Below are 18376 nucleotides of genomic sequence, written 5' to 3' on the forward strand. Positions count from 1 at the left end.
TCCTTCGTCCTTCGTCGACTACCAGTTCGAGGAGCTGCCGCCAGGTCCCGACGGCTCCTCGTCGTCGCGGCCCGCGAGGTCGTCGTCCGACCCGGTGTCCACCGATCCGGAGGTCCCGGACCAGTCGTCGTCGGACCCGGAGCCCGACGATGCGGAGCCCCCCGACGACCCGCCCCACTCGTCGTCGGGTCCGTCGTCCGCGAAGCCGTCCCCGCTCCCGCCGGCGGCGGACTCGTCGTCCGTCCACGGGACGTCCTGCGGTCCGCCGTCGTCCGACCGCCGGAACCGGGCCTTCAGCCGTGCGAGCGGCGACGGTCGGTCCGCCTCCGCGCGCTGCGCGTCCAGGACCCCGGAGACCGCGGTCCACGTGTGGGTCCCGAGCGCGCCCTCGGCCGCCGTGACGACGTCCGCGGCCGCGGTGAGCCCGCCGCCGTCGGCGACGAACAGGACGAGCGTGCCCCGGACCTCGTCCGGTTGCGCGGGACCGTCGCCGTCGTCGCCGTAGGCGGCGGCTGCCTCCTCGGGCCACCGGATGTCCTCGGGCACGAAGAGCCACGACCCGGCGAGCCCGAGCGGGACCTCGTGCGCGACGCCCCCGCGCAACGGGACGACCTCGCCGGCTCCGGCGAGTCCGCCGACGATCGGCCGACCGTCGCTCGTCGCGACGCCGTACGGCCCGCTGAAGAGCGTCAGGCGCCGGTCCTCCCGCGAGCCGCTCGCGACGGCGTGCAGCGCGACGGGACCGACCGACAGCTCGCGCACCGCACGGCTCTGACCGGTGTCGGAGAGCAACCCGAAGGCCTCCCAGTCGCGGCGCAACGGCCCGCGGTCCGTCGACACGTCGGCCGGCCGGACCACCACGTCGTCGACCACCTGCGCCCGCACCCGCTGGGGCGGCGCGAACCGTGCCGAGAGGACGTTCAGGACGTGGAGCAGCAGCAGCGGGATCGCGATCCCGAGGAGGGTGAGCACCGACACGATCGCCCACCGCAGCGCGACCTTGGGCTTCGAGTAGACCTCGCCGTCGAGTCGCAGCAGGACGCTGCGCGTCTCCCCGCGCTTGAGGTCGCTCTGCAGCGTGATCGGGAGCGTCGCGTCGACCGAGCCGGTGGCGTCGTCGTCCTTCGTCGTGATGGTCACCCGGACCGTCCGGCGCTGCCCGCGGCCGACCCGTACGCACCCGGTCCCGGCGTCGGTCGCGACGGTCGGGCGGCCGGGCCCGGACACGCGGGCGGTCCCGAAGGTCACGCACCCGCCGCCCGACGACGAGCCGGTGATCGTGACCATCGCGCCCGCCGTGTCGGCACCCGCGATCGACGGCAGGTGCAGCTCGTCCGGCGTCACCACCGGGAAGCCCTGACCCGGGGGGTCGCGTACCGCGAGCTGGAACGAGCCGGTCTGCTGGGCGACCTGCAGGTCGCGTCCCGAGAACTCGATCGTCGCCTTGAGGAACAGGCGCGCGGCGGCCGAGCTGCCGGGCAGCGACGTCCGCGCGACGAAGAGGCCGCCGGGCTCGGGCGTCACGGAGACCGGGGACGTCTCGGAGGACTCCGGGTCGGTCACCTCGGCCGTCATCGTCCCCCCGGTGATGAGGGGACCGCCGGTGACCCGGGTGCCGTCGCGACGCTGGAGCGCGAGCCGCAGCGTCGTCGGCGCGCCACGGACGATCTCCTTCCGTCCGAGGAGGACCGGCGAGACGTCGGCGAACAGCTGGAGCGTGGACCGCGGCCGGGTGTCGCCGGCGCCGACCGGGGTGAAGCCGTAGGTCCAGCCCCCGATCCAGTCCTCGGACCTCCGGTCGAAGCGTCCTTCGATCTCCACCGCGCGGCGGCTCACCCAGCGCTGGGTGATCGTCGCACCGTCGAGGCGCTGGGTCGTCGGCCCGCCGAGGCGCAGGTCGAGGCGGTGGCCCCGCGGCCCGGTGAGCCGGACCGCGACCCCGTCGGCGCCCGTGACGGCGCGCAGGATGAACCGGTCCATCCCCTGAGCGGCGCGGAACTCGCCGTCGCCCTCGGTCGGGGCGGTGTCCGCGCCCGCGAGGAGATCGCCGAACTTGAAGAAGAGGTCCTGGCTGCCGTCCGCGCCGAGGTACTGCCCGACCTTCGGGGACCTCCGGTCGCCGCAGGGCGTGCCCGTGCCGTCGGTCATGCCCTCGAGGAACGAGCGGTCGGCCTGGGACAGCCGGCTGGACAGCGCGACCGTGAAGAGCAGCGTCCCGAAGGTGCCGTCCGTCGCGTACGCGTCCATGAGGCCCCCGGTGCGTCCGCCGGTGCGGCAGAGGTAGTCCTTGCCCGCGCGGACGGCGGCCTCCACCGTGACGTCCCGTCCGTCGCCGGTGACGTCGACGCCGGGCGCGTACGAGAGCTGCGTCGGGAGGCCCTGTGCCCTGGCCTTCCGGCCGTTGCGGTCCCGGATGTCGAACTCGCCGTCCGTGAAGAAGATGACGGCCTGGCACGGGCGCGCCGCGGTCTCCGCCGCCCCGTCGGCACGAGCGAGGTCGGCCGCGCGGCCCTGGAGGAACCTGCGGGCGCCGGTGAGCGCCAGTGCGTAGTCGGTGTCCTGTCCGGTGTCGGCGTCGGTGTAGAGCCGGCCCGCGGTCTGCAGGACGCCGTCGAGCGTGCTCGGGTTCAGGGACCGCCACTGGGCGCCGGCCGCCGACGGGTCCGGAACGACCTTGCCGGAGAACCCCGCGAGCAGCACGTCGACCCTCGGCCGGCGCCGGTCGCTGCCCGACGGGGTGTCCGCGAGCCGCGAGAGCCCCGCCAGCGTCGCCCGCAGGCCCTCGACGCGCTGGGCGTCCGGGTCGGTCGCGGCGAGGCTCCCCGACTCGTCCATGAGGACGACGACCGACAGCCGACCGCGGGTCTGCACGCACGTCGCGAGCCGGGACGCCGCCGTGTCGCCCGCGGCAGGCGACGCCGGACGTCCGCCGCCCTGGGACGCGGTGCGCGCCGGGACGACGGACGGCATCGCCAGCGCGGCGAGCAGGAAGACGATCGTCGCGGCGACCGCGCGCAGCGCCCTCATCCGTACACCCGTCCGATCAGGTACGCGTGTCCGCCGGCCTGCAGGACCCCGACGACGATGGCGGCCGTCATCGCCCACCGCACGACGGCGGGCGTCGCCACGCCCGTGGCGGCGACCCGCCGGACGAGCCAGCGGCGGTACAGGGCGACGAGGACGAGCGCCGCGACGCACCCGATGGCGTACCCGGCGAGGTTGACGCCGAGTCCGCGGCCGCCCGCGAAGGTCGCCAGTCCGACGAGCAGGCTCAGGACGATCGCGACGGGGAACGCGACGGCGGCGGCGCGCGCGCCGTCACCGGACGTCGTCGTGATGGGGGCGTCGTCGTCGGTCATCGGGTCACCAGTCGGATCCGGAGGAAGGGCGGTCGCCGAGCGGCTCGGGCTCCGCGCGGTACCGGTCGGACTCGTCGCCGAAGACCGCGGCGGCATCGATCACGCGGCCGCCCCGGGTGGTGACGGCGACGATGGCCCACCCGAACGGTCCGAGGAACGCCCCCCACGCCAGGCCGGTCGCCCACGAGCCGCCACGCGACCGCGCCAGGAGCGCGCCGATCCCGCCGAACACGAGGATCCACACGAGGACGAAGAGCAGCAGGACCTCGGCGAGGACCCCGAAGACCCCCGCGGTCACCACGACGGCTCCCGTCCCGGGGTGCGCGCCCAGATCACGAGCCCGGCGCCGGCTGCGGCCAGGAGTCCGGCGGCGAACGTCGCGCCGACCGCAGGGCCGATGTCGAACCCCGCCTCGATGCGGTCGAGGGGCACCGACCCGAAGCTCGAGACGTGCAGGTCCTTCACGCCGACGCGGCCGACCGACGAGGCGGCGACGATGACGATCGCGGACGCGAGCGACAGGAGCCAGCCGGCTCCCGCCGCGAGCAACGGTCCGGTCGTCCCTCGGTGGACGAGCGTGAGCACCAGACCACCGACGAGCATCCAGACGGCGAAGAGCGTCGTCGGCCCCAGCCACGGGAGCGCCCAGCCGTCCAGGCTCCCGTCGCTGCCGACGACGGTCGTCCGCAACCAGGGCTCGTAGCGCAGCACGCTGACCGCGACGCAGGAGACGGTGAGGGCGGCGAGACCCACCGTGAGGGGCCAGTCGATGCGGCGCCACGCGGGTCCGGCGACGTCTGCCGCTCTCGCGGACCCGTGCCAGGTCGCCGAGAGGGTCTCGAGGATGCGGTCCCAGAGCCGCCGGCTCCCCACGGCGACCGCGAGCGTCGACGCCCCGAACGCGAGCCAGAGGCCGGCGCCGCCGGTCACGTCGACCGAGCTCCTGCGGATCGTGTCGGGGAGCAGGCCGTTCGGGATCAGCGCGGCGACGCTCTCCACCAGGAGCAGCGCCAAGCCGCACGCGACCGCCACCAGCCCACCGACGAGGAGCACCACGGGCGGCTGGCCCGGTCCCCGCCCGTCCCGCTGCGCGACCGCGCCCGCGGCGACGATCACCGCGAGGACGATCACGAACACGGACCACCCGGCGCTGGAACTCAGCGTGAGGGACCACGAGCGGTCCAGCGCCTTGGCCTGGACCCAGGGAAGGAAGGGACTCGACGCGAGCGCGAGCACCGCGACGCCGAGGACGCACAGGCGGGCGACCTGTCCACTGCGAGTTGCTGGTCGTTCGGCGGAGAAGTCCGTGACTGAAGGGCTTCCCCACATGCGCCGGGCCAGCTTACGGCGCAGGATCGCGCCCGTCGAGAGAGATCCGCCATCTGGCGGAGGGGCCTTGCCGCCAAGGTCGTTCCGAGACGGATCCGGTCGCCTCGGATCGTCGTGGGCGCAGCCCAGGACGTGCCCCGGCGCCGAGGCCGACATCCGCCGCCGGAGCCGTCACCGCACCCCGCGCCGCACCGCCGTCGGCCTCGCGACCCCCAGCCGCTCGGCCAACTCCCACGCCGCGGCCCGGCCCGCGCGGTTGGCGCCGACGGTCGACTGCGAGGGCCCATAGCCGATCAGGTGGACCCGCGGCTCGTCCGCGACCCGGGTGCCGCGCAGCTCGATGCCGCCCCGGTCGTTGCGCAGGTGGAGCGGGTCGAGGTGGGCGATGTGGGGCTTGAAGCCCGTGGCCCAGAGGAGCACGTCGACCGGGGTGTGCGAGCCGTCGGGCTCGCGGACGCCGTCCGGCTCGACGGCGACGAACATGGGACGTCGGTGCAGGACGCCGCGCTCGCGGGCGGCCCGCACGTAGGGCGTCTCGATCAGGCCGGTGTAGGAGACGACGCTGCCGGTCGGGTTGCCGGCCTCGACGTCCGCCGTCACCCGCTCGATGACCATCCGGCCCTCGACCTCGGCCCGGAACTCGCCGTCGAGGAAGACCGGCTCCCGCCGCGTGTACCAGAGCACCGTGGACTTCCGGGAGAGCTCCTCGAGCAGCTGGAGCGCCGAGATGCCGCCGCCGACGATCGCCACCCGCTGCCCGGCGAACGCGTCGGCGCGCACGTAGTCGCGGGTGTGCAGCTGCCGCCCGCGGAAGGTCCGCTGTCCGGGGTAGGCGGGCAGGACCGGGGTGTTCCAGGTGCCGGTGGCGTTGATGATCGCCCGGGTCCGCAGGCGCCCGTCGGCGGTCGCGACGAGGAGGTCGCCGTCGGGGTCCTCGTCGGCGCGGGTGACCTCCGTGACCGTCACGGGGCGGCGGATCGGCAGGTCCTCCGCGCGCTCGAACGCGGCGAAGTACTCCGGCACGGCGACCCTGCTGGGAGCGTCCGGGTCGATCGGCGGCTTCGGGAACCGCGGCAGGTCGAAGATGCCGTTGACGGTGCGCATCGTCAGCGACGCCCACCGGTGCCGCCACGCGCCGCCCGGAGCGTCCTCGGCGTCCAGGACGACGAAGGTCGGGGCCGCCGTGGTGGATTCCGCGGCCGCTGCACCCGGTGCCGCGGCCATCGACGACCCGGCGTCGGAGGCCGCGACGTCCGCGAACCCCCGGCGACGCAGGTGGTACGCCGCGGACAGGCCGGCCTGCCCCCCGCCGATGACGACGACGGTCGCGTGTCCGTCGCCCGGGTTCCCCGTCGCGCCGCTCATGCACCGAGTGTCGCGCGTCGCGGCCGGGACCCCGTCACGGGGCGGGGATCCGGCGACCGCAGGGACCCCGACGACGGCCTGTTCTAGGGTCGTGGGCGTGCGCCTCTACCACCTGCCCGGTTCCCGATCGACGCGCGCCCTCTGGACGCTCGAGGAGATCGGCGCGCCCTACGAGCTCGCGCTGCTGCCCGGCGACGAGCGTCGCGGCGAGGAGCACCTCCGACGGCACCCGCTGGGTCGGGTCCCGGTGCTCGAGCTCGACGACGGCCGCCACGTCTTCGAGTCGGGCGCCATCTGCCTCCACCTCGCCGACCTGCACCCCGACGCCGGGCTGCTCGGTCCGGTCGGCTCGACCGAGCGGGCGCTGGTCTACCAATGGGCGTTCTTCGCGTTCTCCGAGCTCGAGGGCACCGTCTTCCCGTGGATGCGGGCCAAGCGGGCCGGCCAGGACCTCGACGCCCTGGCCGAGCGCTTCACGCCGGTCGCGGCCGCGCTCCGGGCGACGCTCTCCGAGGGCCCCTGGCTGCTCGGCGACCGCTTCACGGTGGCCGACGTGCTGTGCAGCGGCCCGCTCGGCGCCGCCTTCCGTCGCGGCCTGATCGACGAGGACGGCCCGCTGCGCGACTACCTCGACCGCGCGGCGGCCCGGCCGGCGAACGTCCGGGCGGAGGCCGTGCGGGTCCCGGGACCCTGACGACGGCGCGCGTGCCCGGCGGCCGCGCGCCGGGGCCGGACGCACCGCGCGCCCCGGCTACCCTTCCGCGGATGACGTCCTCCGAGGTCGGCCCCTGCGAGCTGGAGGTCGGCACCGAGGTCCTCCGCCTGCACTCCCGCGTGATCGACGCGTTCTCGTCGCGCTCGGACTGGTCGATGCGGATCCACGTCGACCACGTCGTGTTCGCCGCCCGGGCACCCGACCGCAAGGGGCGCGTCCAGGTGCGCATGGGGCGGCTGGACGAGAAGGGCGAGATGCGCCTGGGCTCCGAGCGGCTGAAGCTCGACCTCGATCCGCAGGAGTGGGAGCGCTTCGAGGCCTTCGTCGCCGTGGTGAAGCGCGTGCAGGCGGCGGGACCCGAGCCCTGGTGAGGCGGACGCGGCGCGGCGGTGCCCCCGGGCACGCGCGCGCCGCGACCGGCCGCCGGTCAGTCGAAGACCACGACCGGCTTGATGACCTCGCCGTCGGCGGACGACTTGACCGCCTCGTTGATCTGCTCGAACGGGAACGTCTTGATCAGCTCGTCGAACGGGAACTTCCCGTCGAGGTACATCTCGACCATCTCCGGGATGAACTGCTGCGGGTCGACGTCGCCCTCGATGACGCCCGAGAGCGTGCGGCCGAGCAGCAGGTGCCCCTGGTCGATCGAGATGTTGTTCTCGAGGCCCTGGAAGCCGACCGTCGCCGCGTGCCCCGGCGACTTCAGCACCTCGAGGGTGTTGCGGATGACGCCCTCGGTGCCGACCGTGTCGAACGAGTAGTCGAGCCCGGTGTCCGTGATCTGCTGGATGTCCCAGATCAGGTCCTTCGTCGCCGTCGGGTCGAAGACGTGCGTCGCGCCGTGCTCCTTGGCGAACTCGAGGCGCGCGGCGTTCGTGTCGATGCCGACGATCGGGTCGCAGCCCGCGGCCTTGGCCGCCATCAGCGCCGCGAGTCCGACGCCGCCGAGGCCGAAGATGGCGATGCCCTGCCCCGGCTTCGGGTTCAGGACCTTGAGGACCGTGCCCGCCCCGGTCTGGATGCCGCAGCCCAGCGGACCGAGCAGCTCGATCGGTGCGTCCTCGCGGACCTTGACGGTGTTCGTCGCCTTCGCGATGGCCCGCGACGCCCAGGACGACTGCTGGAAGAAGTTGCCGTAGACCTCCTCGTCGCCCTTGCTGTACGTGGTGGTCCCGTCCAGCCGCGTGCCGAAGTAGTTCAGCGCGGCGAAGAGCTCGCAGTAGGCCGGCCGTCCTCCGGTGCAGACGTCGCACTCGCCGCAGTGGCCGAAGCTGAGGACGACGTGGTCGCCCGGGGCGACCGTCGTGACGTCGGAGCCGACGGCGGCGACGATGCCGGCCCCCTCGTGCCCGAGCACGGTGGGCAGCGGGAGCGGGACCGTGCCGTCGATGCCGGTCATGTCGGTGTGACAGATCCCGGCGCCCTTGATGTCGATGAGGACCTCGTCCTCCTGGAGCTCCGAGACCTCGATCTCCTCGATCACGAGCGGCTGATCGATCTCGCGTAGCACTGCAGCGGTGGCCTTCACGGTCCCTCCGGACTCTCGGTGTTGCTGACGTTCCGACGCTACCCCGGGGCCGGGCCGCCCGCCTATGGTCCGATCGGGAGAGGTTCCTCGCCCGGGTGGCCGGCGTCGGACCGGCAGCGACGCCCCGAACGCGCGAAAGCGGCGCGGAGGTGCTCGACGTCCGCCGTACGGGAGAGGGAGACACCGTCCGCGAGGGATGGCCGTCGCGCGCGCCCGCGGAGAGAATCGCCCGATGACCACCACCACGCCGTCGGGGAGCACGGTCCTCCTGGACGTCTCCGCCGGGATCGCGACCATCACGCTGAACCGGCCGGAGACCGGCAACCTGTTCGACCACGCGATGACGGAGGCGTTCCGCGAGGCCGCCGCCACGGTCGCCGCCGACCCGGCCGTCCGGGTCGTCGTCCTGCGCGGGTCCGGGAAGGCGTTCTGCTCCGGTGGCGACGTCGAGTACTTCGGGGCGGCGGACGACCCGGCCGCCGCGCTCGACGGCATGGCGACGAACCTCCACGCCGGGCTCCTGCTGCTCACCGAGAGCGCCGCTCCCGTCGTGGCCGTCGTCCGCGGCGCGGCCTTCGGGGCCGGGCTCAGCCTCGCCGCCTTCGCCGACGTCGTGATCGCCGGGTCGTCCGCGAAGTTCCTCGGCGGGTACCCGGGCGTGGGCCTGACGCCCGACGGCGGCATGACCTGGAACCTGACCCGCAAGGTCGGCCTCACGCGGGCCACGTCCCTGCTGTTCGCCGGCGGGATGTGGCGGGCCGGTGACGCGCTGGCCGCCGGGCTCGTCTCGGAGGTCGTGGAGGACGACGAGCTCGAGGCCGCCGCGACGGCCCGGATCGAGGCCCTCGCCGCCGGGCCGACCGGGGCGTTCGCCGCGATCCGGCGCCTGCTCGACGAGGGGACCCGGCGGTCGTTCGCCGACCACCTCGACGTCGAGAAGGCGCAGATCGTCGCGCAGGCCACGTCGCCCGAGGGCCGCGAGGGGATCGAGGCCTTCGCCGCCCGGCGGACGCCCCGGTACGCCGAGATCGGGACCGCGTCGTGAGCGTCGCGCTCCCGAAGCTCGGGATCTCCCTCGCCTACTGGCCCTGGTTCACGTACGACGAGCAGGTCGAGCTGGCCGTGCTCGCCGACGACCTCGGCCTGGACTCCGTGTGGGCGAGCGAGGCGTGGGGGCAGGACACCGTCTCGATGCTCGGCGCGCTCACCGTCCTGACCGAGAACGTCCGGCTCGGCACCGCGATCATGCAGCTGCCGGCCCGGCCCGCGACGACCGCGGCGATGGCCATCGCGTCGCTCGACGTGATGTCCGGCGGCCGGCTGTGCGTCGGCATCGGGCCGAGCGGTCCGCAGGTCTCCGAGGGCTGGTACGGCGCGCCGTTCGGGAAGCCGCTGAAGCGGACCCGCGAGTACCTCGCCCTGATGCGGGACGTGATCGCCGGGGAGACGATCCCCGAGCAGGTCGACCCGGACGCGGAGGGCGTCACCGGGCTCGGCAAGGCGCTGCGCCTGCTGGTCCGTCCCGAGCGCCCGAAGGTCCCGTTCTACCTCGGGGCCACGGCGCCGAAGGCGATCGAGCAGTGCGCGAGGATCGGCGACGGCTGGATCGGGTTCCTCGTCGATCCCGAGCACCCGGGGCCGCTCCTCGACCCGCTGCAGGCCGCGCTGCGCGAGGCGGGCCGCACGAACGACGACTTCGAGACCTGCTGCCTGATCCCGACGTGCGTCGCCGACACCGTCGAGGAGGCCCGCGAGGCGGTGCGGCCGTGGGTCGCGTTCTACCTGGGGGCGATGGGCGCGAAGGGCAAGAACTTCTACGTCGAGCTGGCGGCGGCCTACGGGTACGGCGACGCCGCCACGGCGATCCAGGACCGCTACCTCGCCGGCGACCGGGCGGGTGCCGAGGCCGCGGTCCCCACCGACCTCGTGGACGCCGTCACGGTCGCCGCGACCCCCGACACGCTGGCCGCCCGCCTCGCGCAGTTCACGGACGCCGGCGTCGACACGATGATCTGCATCCCCTGCGGCGACACCATCCGCACGGTGCACGAGCTCGGGGCGGTGCGGGACCGGGCGTAGCCGGCGGGGCGCGGCCGGCGGCTGCGCGCCGGCCGCGGCCCGCCCTACTTCACGATCCTGAAGCTCTGCCGCGACGCCGCGGAGGCGTTCTTCGACGGGTCGGTCGCCACCACGCCCAGGCGGTACCGGCCCTCCGCGAGGCGCCGTCCACCGATACGGGCCGGCAGCGGGACGCTGTTCCGGCCGGCCGCGCCCGCGACGACGAACGAGCCGACCTTCGTGAACCGGTCGCAGCGCTTCCGGCCGCGGTTCTTCGACGTCTGCCTGCTGCAGGTCTTCCCGACGCGCCGGCCGGTGCTCCTGCGCTCCACGGTCGCGACGACCTTCCCGGGCTCCGACAGGTCGAAGGAGAGCTCGATGCCCGACGTCGTCCTGGACGAGGGTCGCGAGAGCGACACGCGACGGACGCTCGGCGCGGTGACGTCGGGCGGGGTCGGGACGGTCGGAGTCGGGGTCGGCACGGTGGGGGTCGGATCCGGGACGGTCGGCGTGGGGTCCGGCGTCGGCGGCGGGCACGTCCCCGGGCCGACCACCGTCGGGCAGGCATCCTGCGTCTCGTCCCCGTACCCGTCCTTGTCGGCGTCCGGCTCCACGCGGACCGACAGCGGGAACGACCAGGCGCCCAGCGTGTTGAACGTGTAGGTCGTGCCCGGCTGGATGTCGGGCATCGTCGCGCGGTCGTCCCACAGCGAGTCGTCGACGCCACCCTGGGTCGAGGCCCAGCAGGGGGAGTTGACGTCCGTGTAGAAGCCGACGCGCTGGCCGGCGACGACCGGGATCCGCACGGGGTTCAGCGTGGCGGTGTTGGGGAGGAGCGTCACCGACTCGCTCTGGGCGTCGGTGCGGACGATCCGGTTCGTGGAGCTGGTGCCGACCTTCAGCTTGAAGACGGCGAACCCCGCGCTCCCCGTGCGGAACGTCCACGACGTGATCACGCCCGGAGAGGCGATGACGAACGGGTCGGCCGTGGTCTTCTGCGGGTAGTACGTGTGCGGGGCGTTGATGCAGTTCGACGTCGGGTTGAAGCTCAGGCCGACCGTCGTCGCCGCTGGGCCGCTCGCCGGCAGGGCCACCACCAGCATCGCCACGCCTGCTCCGGCCACCGCGCATCTGCTCTTCGTGCGCCAGAACCTACCCCCGGACGGATACGGCGTCCACACGATCGGTGCCGAGGACCTCCGGCACGGGCGGGTGAGAGACGTCCGGCCGCGACCGCCCGGCTCCGGGCGGCGTTCCGGCGCGCCACCCCCTGAGCGCCGCCACGGGCCCGTGCAAGCATGGCCCCGTGCACGTGGCCATCCTCGGAGCCCTCGAGGTCCGGCAGGGCGGGAGCCCGGTACCCCTCGCGGGCGGGCGCGTCCGCGCGCTGCTCGTGCGACTGGCGCTCGACGCGGGCCGCGACGTCGGCACCGCGACGCTGATCGACGCCATCTGGGAGGAGGCGCCACCGGCCGACGCGGCGCACGCGCTCCAGGCGCTGGTCTCCCGGCTGCGGCGTGCGCTGGGGTCGGGCGCGGTGGTCTCCGGCGTCGCGGGCTACCGGCTGACGGTCCCGCCCGAGCAGATGGACGCGCTCGCGTTCGAGGACGCCGCCCGGCGAGGCGCGACCGCGCTGCGGGCCGGCGACGCCGCGACGGCCGCGACGCTCCTCCGCGACGCGCTCGCGACCTGGCGGGGCCCGGCGCTCGGCGAGCTCGCCGGCGACCGGCGGTTCGCCACGGAGGCGGCCGACCGGCTCGAGGGCCTGCGCCTGACCGCGACGGTCGACCGGCTCGAGGCCGACCTGGCGCTCGGGTCCGGCGCGGACCTCGTCGCTGAGCTCGACCGCCTGACGATCGCCCACCCGCTCAACGAGCGGCTCGCCGCGCAGCGGATGCGCGCGCTGGCGGCGGCCGGCCGGTCGGCCGACGCGCTCGGCGCCTACGAGCAGGTCCGCCGGCGCCTCGACGACGAGCTCGGCGCGCTGCCCTCAGCCGACCTCCGGGCGGCGCACCTCGCCGTGATCGACGGGACGGCGACCGGTCCGACGGCGACCACGGGCCCTGCGAGCGCAGAGCCGGCCCGCCTCCCGACGCCTGCGCGCCCCGACGCCGCGACCGCCGACCCCGACGCCCACGCGCCCGTCCGCCGCACGAACCTCCGGCACACCCTGACGAGCTTCGTCGGCCGCGCCGACGAGGTCGAGCGGCTCGACGCGCTGCTGGCCGACCACCGCCTGCTCACCCTCGTCGGTCCGGGCGGGGCCGGCAAGACGCGCCTGGCCGGCGAGGTCGCCGGCCGGCAGCAGGACCGCGCCGCGGACGGGATCTGGATGGTCGAGCTCGCGACGATCACCGACCCGGCCGACGTCGGGGCGGGCGTCCTCGGGGCGCTCGGCCTGCGCGAGGCGAGCCTGCTCCGGCAGTCCGGGGCGGGCGGCGGGATCGTCGGCCCGGGGCCCGGTCGCCCGGGCGCCGGCCCTGCGACGACCGGCCCTGCCCCGCACGCCGACACCGACCCGGTGGCGCACCTGCTCGACGTCCTCGCCGAGCGCGAGACGGTGCTCGTCCTCGACAACTGCGAGCACCTCGTCGCCGCCGCCGCGGTGCTCGCCGACCAGCTGCTGGCGCACTGCCCGCGCCTGCGGATCATCGCCACGAGCCGCGAGCCGCTCGGCATCGCCGGGGAGCGCCTGGAGCAGGTCCCCCCGCTCGGACTCCCGCCCGTCGACGCCGACGCCGCGTCCGCGCTGCGGCACCCCGCGGTGCGCCTCTTCGCCGATCGCGCGGCCGACGCGTCGCCCGGGTTCGCGGTCGACGACGGGACCGTCGGCAGCGTCGTCGAGATCTGCCGGCGCCTCGACGGCCTGCCGCTCGCGATCGAGCTGGCCGCCGCCCGGCTGCGCTCGCTCCCGGCCCCGCAGATCGCGGCGCGGCTGGACGACCGGTTCCGCCTGCTCACGGGCGGCAGCCGTGCGTCGCTGCCCCGCCAGCAGACCCTCCGCGCCGTCGTCGACTGGTCGTGGGACCTCCTGACCGACGACGAGCGCCTCGTCGCCCGGCGGATCGCCGTCTTCCCCGCGGGCGTCACGCCCGAGAGCGCTGCGGCGGTCTGTGCGGACGACGACCTCGACGGCGACGCGGTCCTCGACCTGCTCGCCGCGCTGGTGGACCGCTCGCTGCTGGTCCTCGTCGACCGGGGCGTGCCGCGCTACCGGATGCTCGAGACGATCCGCGAGTACGGCACCGGCCGGCTCGCCGCGCGGGACGAGCTCGCGGCGACCCGCACGGCCCACGCGGCGTTCTTCGCGGCGCTCGCGGACGAGGCCGACCCGCAGCTGCGCGGCCCGGAGCAGCTGCACTGGTTCCGCCGGCTGCAGGCCGAGCGCGACAACCTGCTGGCCGCCCTGCGCTGGCTGGCGGACGACGGCGACGCCCGCCGCGCCCTGCGGCTCGCTCTCGCGCTCGGCTGGTTCTGGGTGCTGTCCGGCAGCCCGAACGACGCCGCGGCGGCGATCCGACTGGCGCACGCGGTCCCGGGCGACGCCGACCCGCTGGACCGGCTGCTCGCCGAGAACCTGCTCCTGTTCGGGGACGACGCCCGGACCGCCGACGTCCGCGAGGACCTCGCGGGGCTCCTCCAGGAGCTCGACCACCTGGACCTGTCGCCGCGCCCGGTCGCGGTCGCCGGCGCACCGCTCCTGGCCTGGTTCTCGGCGGAGCCGGCGCGGGCGCGGGAGCTCTTCGACCGCGCGCTCCGGAGCGACGATGCGTGGGTCCGTGCGACCGTCCCGCTCGCGCTGGCGCAGTGGGCCGAGAACGAGGGCGACGTCGAGGGCATCCGCCGCCATCTCGACGAGGCGCTCGCCGCGTTCCGCACCCTCGGCGAGCGATGGGGCCTGACCGCGACGCTCAGCTCGATCGCCAGCCTGCGGATGCTCGAGGACGACCTCGACGGCGCCGGCGCCGCCCTCGAGGAGGCCCGCGTGCTCTTCCAGGAGCTCGGCGCCGACAGCGACAACGCGCGGCTCCTGCTCGACATCGCGGGCGTGCGCTGGCGCCAGGGCGACCTCGAGGGCGCCCGCGACTACGCCCGCCGCTCCCGGGACGCCACCGACGTCGGCGGCATCGAGTCGGCGTTCGCCGGGGCGTTCCTCGCGCGACTGAGCAGCGTTCTCGGGGACGAGGCGGGGTCCCGCGAGCTGATCGCCGCGGCGCTCACGACGATCGAGCGCATCGCCCCCGGCCGGCCGGAGCGCGGGCACATCCAGGCGGGGGTCCGGGCGTCCGCCGCGCTGCTCGCCGTCGAGGACGACGACCCGACCGTCGCACGGCAGCACCTGGAGGTCGCCTATCCCGCGGCGCTCGAGACCGAGGACCAGCCGATCGTCGCGCTCGTCGGCGTGGCGGTCGCGACCCTCGCGAGCAGCACCGGGGACGGGGCGGCGGCCGCCGAGATCCTCGGGGCCGCCGCCCGACTGCGCGGGGCCGAGGACCGGACCGAGCCCGCCATCGCGCGCCTCACCGCGCACCTCCGGGAGACGCTCGGGGACGAGGCGTACGCCGCCGCGTTCTCCGCCGGCCGCTGGCAGGACCGCGAGACGGCCATCCGGCGACTGGACCCGGCGACCGTCGGCGACGTCTGAGGGCCGACGGGCGCCACTGGTCGGATACCGACCATCCGTGACCCCGGGACCACCGGGACGCACGCGTCGCGAGACCGGCGGTCGCCTCTGGTCGCGTACCGACCATCCGTGACCCCGGGAACACCTCGGACGGGCCGTCGCCATGCCCCGCGGTCACCCCCGGTCGGATACCGACCATCCGTGACCCCGGGACCACCTCGGACGGGCCGTCGCCACGCCCCGCGGTCACCCCCGGTCGGATACCGACCGCCGGTGGCCCCGGGACCAACCCCGTCCCCCCCCCGCTCTCAGGCGTGGACCGCCGGCCGCGGCGCGACCAGGGGCTCCGCGGTGCCGTCTGCGGCGGGCGCCTCCTGGGAGGACCCCTCCTCCTGCGGGTGCTCCTCGACCGAGCGCGAGTCGGTGAGGGTCCAGGCGCCGTAGCCGGCGACCACGCCGACGACGATCGCGAGGATCCCGTAGGTCACGCGCTCGCCGTGGAAGAACGACTGCACGAGGTCGGGGCTCCAGGTCCCGGTGGGCAGCGCGGTGGTGACGAGGACGGCGATCAGGGTGCCGACGATCGCGGTGCCGACGCTCGTGCCGACCTCCTGCGCCGCGTCGTTCAGCGCGGTGCCCATCGACGTGCGGTTGGCGGGCATCGCGTCGACGAGGGCGACGGCGCAGATGGTCATGATCGTCCGCAGGCCGACCGTCATCACGACCATCGAGATCGCGATGGCGAGGTAGCCGTGGGAGACGCCCCACGACATGCCGCCGAGCGCGATCGCCAGCAGCGCGGCGCCGATCATGCAGGCGACGCGGTGGCCGAAGCGCTTCGCGAGGCCCTCGGACAGCGGGGCGGCGAGCAGCATCGTGACGATCAGCGGCAGGTTCGCGAGGCCGGCCTTCACCGGGCTCCAGCCGTAGGCGTACTGGAAGTGCAGGATCAGGCCGAACATCACGGCGGCCATGGCGATCGAGGTGCCGGCCTGCGCGATCGCGGCGCCCCGGACGGTGCCGTTCTTGAACAGGGCGAGGTCGAGCATCGGCGCGGGGGTGCGGCGCTCGTGCCGGACGAACAGGACGGCGGCCGCGAGCGCACCGGCGATCGCCGCGAGCGTGCCGACGCCGGCCCAGCCGTGCTCGACGCCGCTGGTCAGCGAGTAGCAGGCGAGGCCGATCGTCAGGACGCTCAGCACGGCACCGGGCAGGTCGAGCCGGTCGGTCGTCAGGTCGTCCGGGTGGTCGGCGGCGACGCCGAGCCGGATGCCGACGAACGCGATCATCGCGATCGGGGCGTTGACGACCAGCAGCCACTCCCAGCTGACGTGCGCCAGCGCCGTGCCGCCGAGCAGCGGGCCCAGGACGAAGCCGGACAGGCCGACGGTGATCATCACGGTCATGGCGCGCATCCGCAGTGCCTTGTCGTCGAAGAGGCGGAAGACGAGCGAGTTCGTGATCGGCGCCATCATCGCGGCGGCGATGCCGAGCCCGGCGCGCAGGGCGATCAGCTCGCCGGCGGAGTGGACGACGACGACGAGGAGGCTCAGCGTGCCGAAGACGCCGAGCCCGATCTGCAGGACGCGCCGTCGTCCCCAGCGGTCGGCGGTCGATCCGGCGGTCAGCAGCAGGCCGCCGAAGGTCAGCGAGTACGCGCCGGTGACCCACTGGAGGTCGGTGGTGCCGCTGTGGAGGTCGCGGCCGATCGTCGGCAGCGCGATCGACAGCAGGGTGTTGTCGACCATCTCGACGAAGAACGCCAGGCAGAGGGCCGCGAGGGGGATCCACGCTGCACGCAGCGAGGTGTAGGTGCGCGGCGAGGCCGGGGCCGCCGCGAGAGATGTGGTGCTCATGCCGGGCAGCATGCGCGGCGGCGCTCACAGCGCCCGCACACGGCGCTCACACGGACGCACACGGCCCGCCGACGGGCGGTCAGTGCCCGGCGCGCGCGTGGTCGATGTGCTCGCGGGCGAGCCCCAGGAGCCCGCTGACGTGCTCGTCGTCAAGGCTGTAGAGCGCGCTGCGCCCGACCTTCCGCCGCTTGACGACGCGGCCCTGGCGCAGCAGGCGCAGCGCGTGGGAGCACGCGGTCTCCGACAGCCCGGCCGCGGTCGCGAGTCCGCCGACGTGCATCTCGCCGGCCTCGAGCAGCGCGAGGATCACCCGGACGCGACCCGGGTCGGCGAGGACGCGGAACGTCTCGGCGAGCTCCTCGGCCCCGCTCAGGTCGAGGGACGAGGGTCCCGCCGCCCCGTCCTCCGACGCGCCGGATCCGACGCTGACCCCGGGGCCGCTCACGAGGGCAATCGTACCCCGGCCGACGACCGACCCGGAGACGGACGGGGCCACGGCGCCCGCGGTCGGACCCGTCCGGCTGGGACGACACGGCCCGCGGGCCGGGCGGCCTCGGTCGTCCGTCCGCTCCCGACGAGCGACGTGATACCTTCACACTTGTTCAGATGTTCATGCTTCTAGGAGCAGGACTCAGTCTCATGGCCCACGACCACTCCCACGGCATCGTCACCGCCGGCGCCCGCCACCGACGCGCGCTCACGGCCACGCTCGCGCTCACCGCCACGTACCTCGTGGTCGAGCTCGTCGTGGGGCTCTCGATCGGGTCGCTCGCGCTGATCTCGGACGCCGGCCACATGCTCACCGACACGCTCGGCCTGGCGCTCGCGCTGACGGCCATCGTGATGGCGCAGGGCGGGGCGGACGACCAGCGCACCTACGGCCGCTACCGGCTCGAGGCGCTCGCGTCGCTGGCCAACGCGGTGCTGCTGTTCGCGGTGGCCGTCTACGTCCTGATCGAGGCCGTCGGTCGCTTCAGCGATCCGGCCGACGTCCCCGGGCTCGGGCTGCTCGTCGTCGCGTCCGTCGGCCTCGTCGTGAACGTCGCCTCCTTCCTCCTTCTGCGCGCCGGGGCGAAGGAGAGCCTGAACGTGCGGGGCGCGTTCCTCGAGGTCTGGGCCGACATGATCGGCTCGCTCGGCGTGCTCGCCGCGGGCGTGGTGATGCTCGCGACCGACTGGCCGTACGCGGACCCGATCGTCGGCGTCGCGATCGGCCTGTTCGTCCTGCCGCGCGCCTGGCGGCTCGGCGCCGACGCGGTCCACATCCTCATGGAGGGCGCGCCCCGGGACGTCGACGTCGCCGAGGTGCGGACGACGCTCGCGGCCGTGCCGGGGGTCGCGGGCGTCCACGACCTCCACGTCTGGACGCTGACGTCGGGCACCGACATGGCCAGCGCGCACCTGCGCATGACCGTCGGCGCCGACGGCGGGGCGGTCCTGGGCGCCGCCACCGCGCTCCTGCGCGAGCGGTTCGGGATCTCCCACGCGACCATCCAGACCGAGCCCAGCGGCTACGACGCCGGCGCCGAACCGGGGATCTGA

Annotated in this window: 15 protein-coding genes; 6 read left to right on the plus strand and 9 right to left on the minus strand. The window is 74.9% G+C overall.

Annotated elements, in window-relative coordinates; all coding sequences use genetic code 11:
* Positions 1–18: 18 nt before the first annotated feature.
* From PATMI_RS0102990 to PATMI_RS0103010, 5 genes are all read right to left on the minus strand, one after another.
* Positions 19–3027: a VWA domain-containing protein gene (locus tag PATMI_RS0102990; RefSeq protein WP_026909796.1), complete on the minus strand. Its 3009-nt coding sequence runs from the start codon at positions 3025–3027 to the stop codon at positions 19–21.
* Positions 3024–3359 (minus strand): hypothetical protein, encoded by a 336-nt coding sequence (locus PATMI_RS0102995; protein WP_026909797.1) that lies wholly within the window; start codon positions 3357–3359, stop codon positions 3024–3026. The genes PATMI_RS0102990 and PATMI_RS0102995 overlap by 4 nt, the downstream gene beginning before the upstream one ends.
* A gap of 4 nt (positions 3360–3363) precedes the next feature.
* Positions 3364–3660, minus strand: coding sequence for a hypothetical protein (locus PATMI_RS26965; RefSeq protein WP_036725157.1), 297 nt, complete (start codon positions 3658–3660; stop codon positions 3364–3366).
* Entirely contained in the window at positions 3654–4688 is a 1035-nt protein-coding gene (locus tag PATMI_RS0103005; protein ID WP_157260586.1) for a hypothetical protein, read from the minus strand. The genes PATMI_RS26965 and PATMI_RS0103005 overlap by 7 nt, the downstream gene beginning before the upstream one ends.
* Before the next feature lie 171 nt (positions 4689–4859).
* Positions 4860–6053 (minus strand): NAD(P)-binding domain-containing protein, encoded by a 1194-nt coding sequence (locus tag PATMI_RS0103010; RefSeq protein ID WP_051470981.1) that lies wholly within the window; start codon positions 6051–6053, stop codon positions 4860–4862.
* A 97-nt stretch (positions 6054–6150) separates the two neighbouring features.
* On the opposite strand from PATMI_RS0103010, the gene PATMI_RS0103015 reads away from it, so the two are divergent.
* Entirely contained in the window at positions 6151–6747 is a 597-nt protein-coding gene (locus PATMI_RS0103015; protein WP_026909800.1) for a glutathione S-transferase family protein, read from the plus strand.
* A 71-nt stretch (positions 6748–6818) separates the two neighbouring features.
* On the plus strand, positions 6819–7139 hold the full coding sequence (locus PATMI_RS0103020) for a hypothetical protein (RefSeq protein ID WP_026909801.1): 321 nt from the start codon (positions 6819–6821) through the stop codon (positions 7137–7139).
* A gap of 56 nt (positions 7140–7195) precedes the next feature.
* Here PATMI_RS0103020 and PATMI_RS0103025 read toward each other — a convergent pair whose 3' ends face one another.
* Positions 7196–8296, minus strand: coding sequence for an NAD(P)-dependent alcohol dehydrogenase (locus PATMI_RS0103025; RefSeq protein ID WP_036725162.1), 1101 nt, complete (start codon positions 8294–8296; stop codon positions 7196–7198).
* A 232-nt stretch (positions 8297–8528) separates the two neighbouring features.
* Between PATMI_RS0103025 and PATMI_RS0103030 the strand changes: the two genes are divergently transcribed.
* Positions 8529–9341 (plus strand): enoyl-CoA hydratase/isomerase family protein, encoded by an 813-nt coding sequence (locus tag PATMI_RS0103030; protein WP_026909803.1) that lies wholly within the window; start codon positions 8529–8531, stop codon positions 9339–9341.
* Positions 9338–10375 carry an LLM class flavin-dependent oxidoreductase gene (locus tag PATMI_RS0103035; protein WP_026909804.1) on the plus strand — a complete coding sequence of 346 codons (1038 nt, stop codon included), beginning with the start codon at positions 9338–9340 and terminating at the stop codon, positions 10373–10375. The genes PATMI_RS0103030 and PATMI_RS0103035 overlap by 4 nt, the downstream gene beginning before the upstream one ends.
* A gap of 44 nt (positions 10376–10419) precedes the next feature.
* Here PATMI_RS0103035 and PATMI_RS0103040 read toward each other — a convergent pair whose 3' ends face one another.
* Positions 10420–11478: a hypothetical protein gene (locus PATMI_RS0103040; RefSeq protein WP_157260587.1), complete on the minus strand. Its 1059-nt coding sequence runs from the start codon at positions 11476–11478 to the stop codon at positions 10420–10422.
* A gap of 182 nt (positions 11479–11660) precedes the next feature.
* Here PATMI_RS0103040 and PATMI_RS26970 point away from each other — a divergent pair, with 182 nt between their 5' ends.
* Positions 11661–14999 (plus strand): AfsR/SARP family transcriptional regulator, encoded by a 3339-nt coding sequence (locus tag PATMI_RS26970; RefSeq protein ID WP_036725164.1) that lies wholly within the window; start codon positions 11661–11663, stop codon positions 14997–14999.
* Positions 15000–15286: 287 nt separating this feature from the next.
* Here PATMI_RS26970 and PATMI_RS26975 read toward each other — a convergent pair whose 3' ends face one another.
* Together PATMI_RS26975 and PATMI_RS26980 are read right to left on the minus strand one after the other, a co-directional pair.
* Entirely contained in the window at positions 15287–16834 is a 1548-nt protein-coding gene (locus tag PATMI_RS26975) for an MFS transporter (RefSeq protein ID WP_084270281.1), read from the minus strand.
* Positions 16835–16913: 79 nt separating this feature from the next.
* Positions 16914–17279, minus strand: a complete 366-nt coding sequence (locus tag PATMI_RS26980) for an ArsR/SmtB family transcription factor (RefSeq protein WP_157260588.1) — start codon at positions 17277–17279, stop codon at positions 16914–16916.
* A 194-nt stretch (positions 17280–17473) separates the two neighbouring features.
* Here PATMI_RS26980 and PATMI_RS0103060 point away from each other — a divergent pair, with 194 nt between their 5' ends.
* Positions 17474–18376 carry a cation diffusion facilitator family transporter gene (locus PATMI_RS0103060; protein WP_026909806.1) on the plus strand — a complete coding sequence of 301 codons (903 nt, stop codon included), beginning with the start codon at positions 17474–17476 and terminating at the stop codon, positions 18374–18376.

The organism is Patulibacter minatonensis DSM 18081 (assembly GCF_000519325.1).
GTDB classification, from domain to species: domain Bacteria; phylum Actinomycetota; class Thermoleophilia; order Solirubrobacterales; family Solirubrobacteraceae; genus Patulibacter; species Patulibacter minatonensis.

Bases quoted from the DNA above. Each gene is read 5' to 3' on its own strand.
- PATMI_RS26975 (WP_084270281.1), bottom strand. From the start codon at position 16,834: ATGAGCACCACATCTCTCGCGGCGGCCCCGGCCTCGCCGCGCACCTAC.
- PATMI_RS0103030 (WP_026909803.1), top strand. From the start codon at position 8,529: ATGACCACCACCACGCCGTCGGGGAGCACGGTCCTCCTGGACGTCTCC.
- PATMI_RS0103005 (WP_157260586.1), bottom strand. From the start codon at position 4,688: ATGTGGGGAAGCCCTTCAGTCACGGACTTCTCCGCCGAACGACCAGCA.
- PATMI_RS0102990 (WP_026909796.1), bottom strand. From the start codon at position 3,027: ATGAGGGCGCTGCGCGCGGTCGCCGCGACGATCGTCTTCCTGCTCGCC.
- PATMI_RS0103060 (WP_026909806.1), top strand. From the start codon at position 17,474: ATGGCCCACGACCACTCCCACGGCATCGTCACCGCCGGCGCCCGCCAC.
- PATMI_RS0102995 (WP_026909797.1), bottom strand. From the start codon at position 3,359: ATGACCGACGACGACGCCCCCATCACGACGACGTCCGGTGACGGCGCG.
- PATMI_RS0103010 (WP_051470981.1), bottom strand. From the start codon at position 6,053: ATGAGCGGCGCGACGGGGAACCCGGGCGACGGACACGCGACCGTCGTC.
- PATMI_RS0103020 (WP_026909801.1), top strand. From the start codon at position 6,819: ATGACGTCCTCCGAGGTCGGCCCCTGCGAGCTGGAGGTCGGCACCGAG.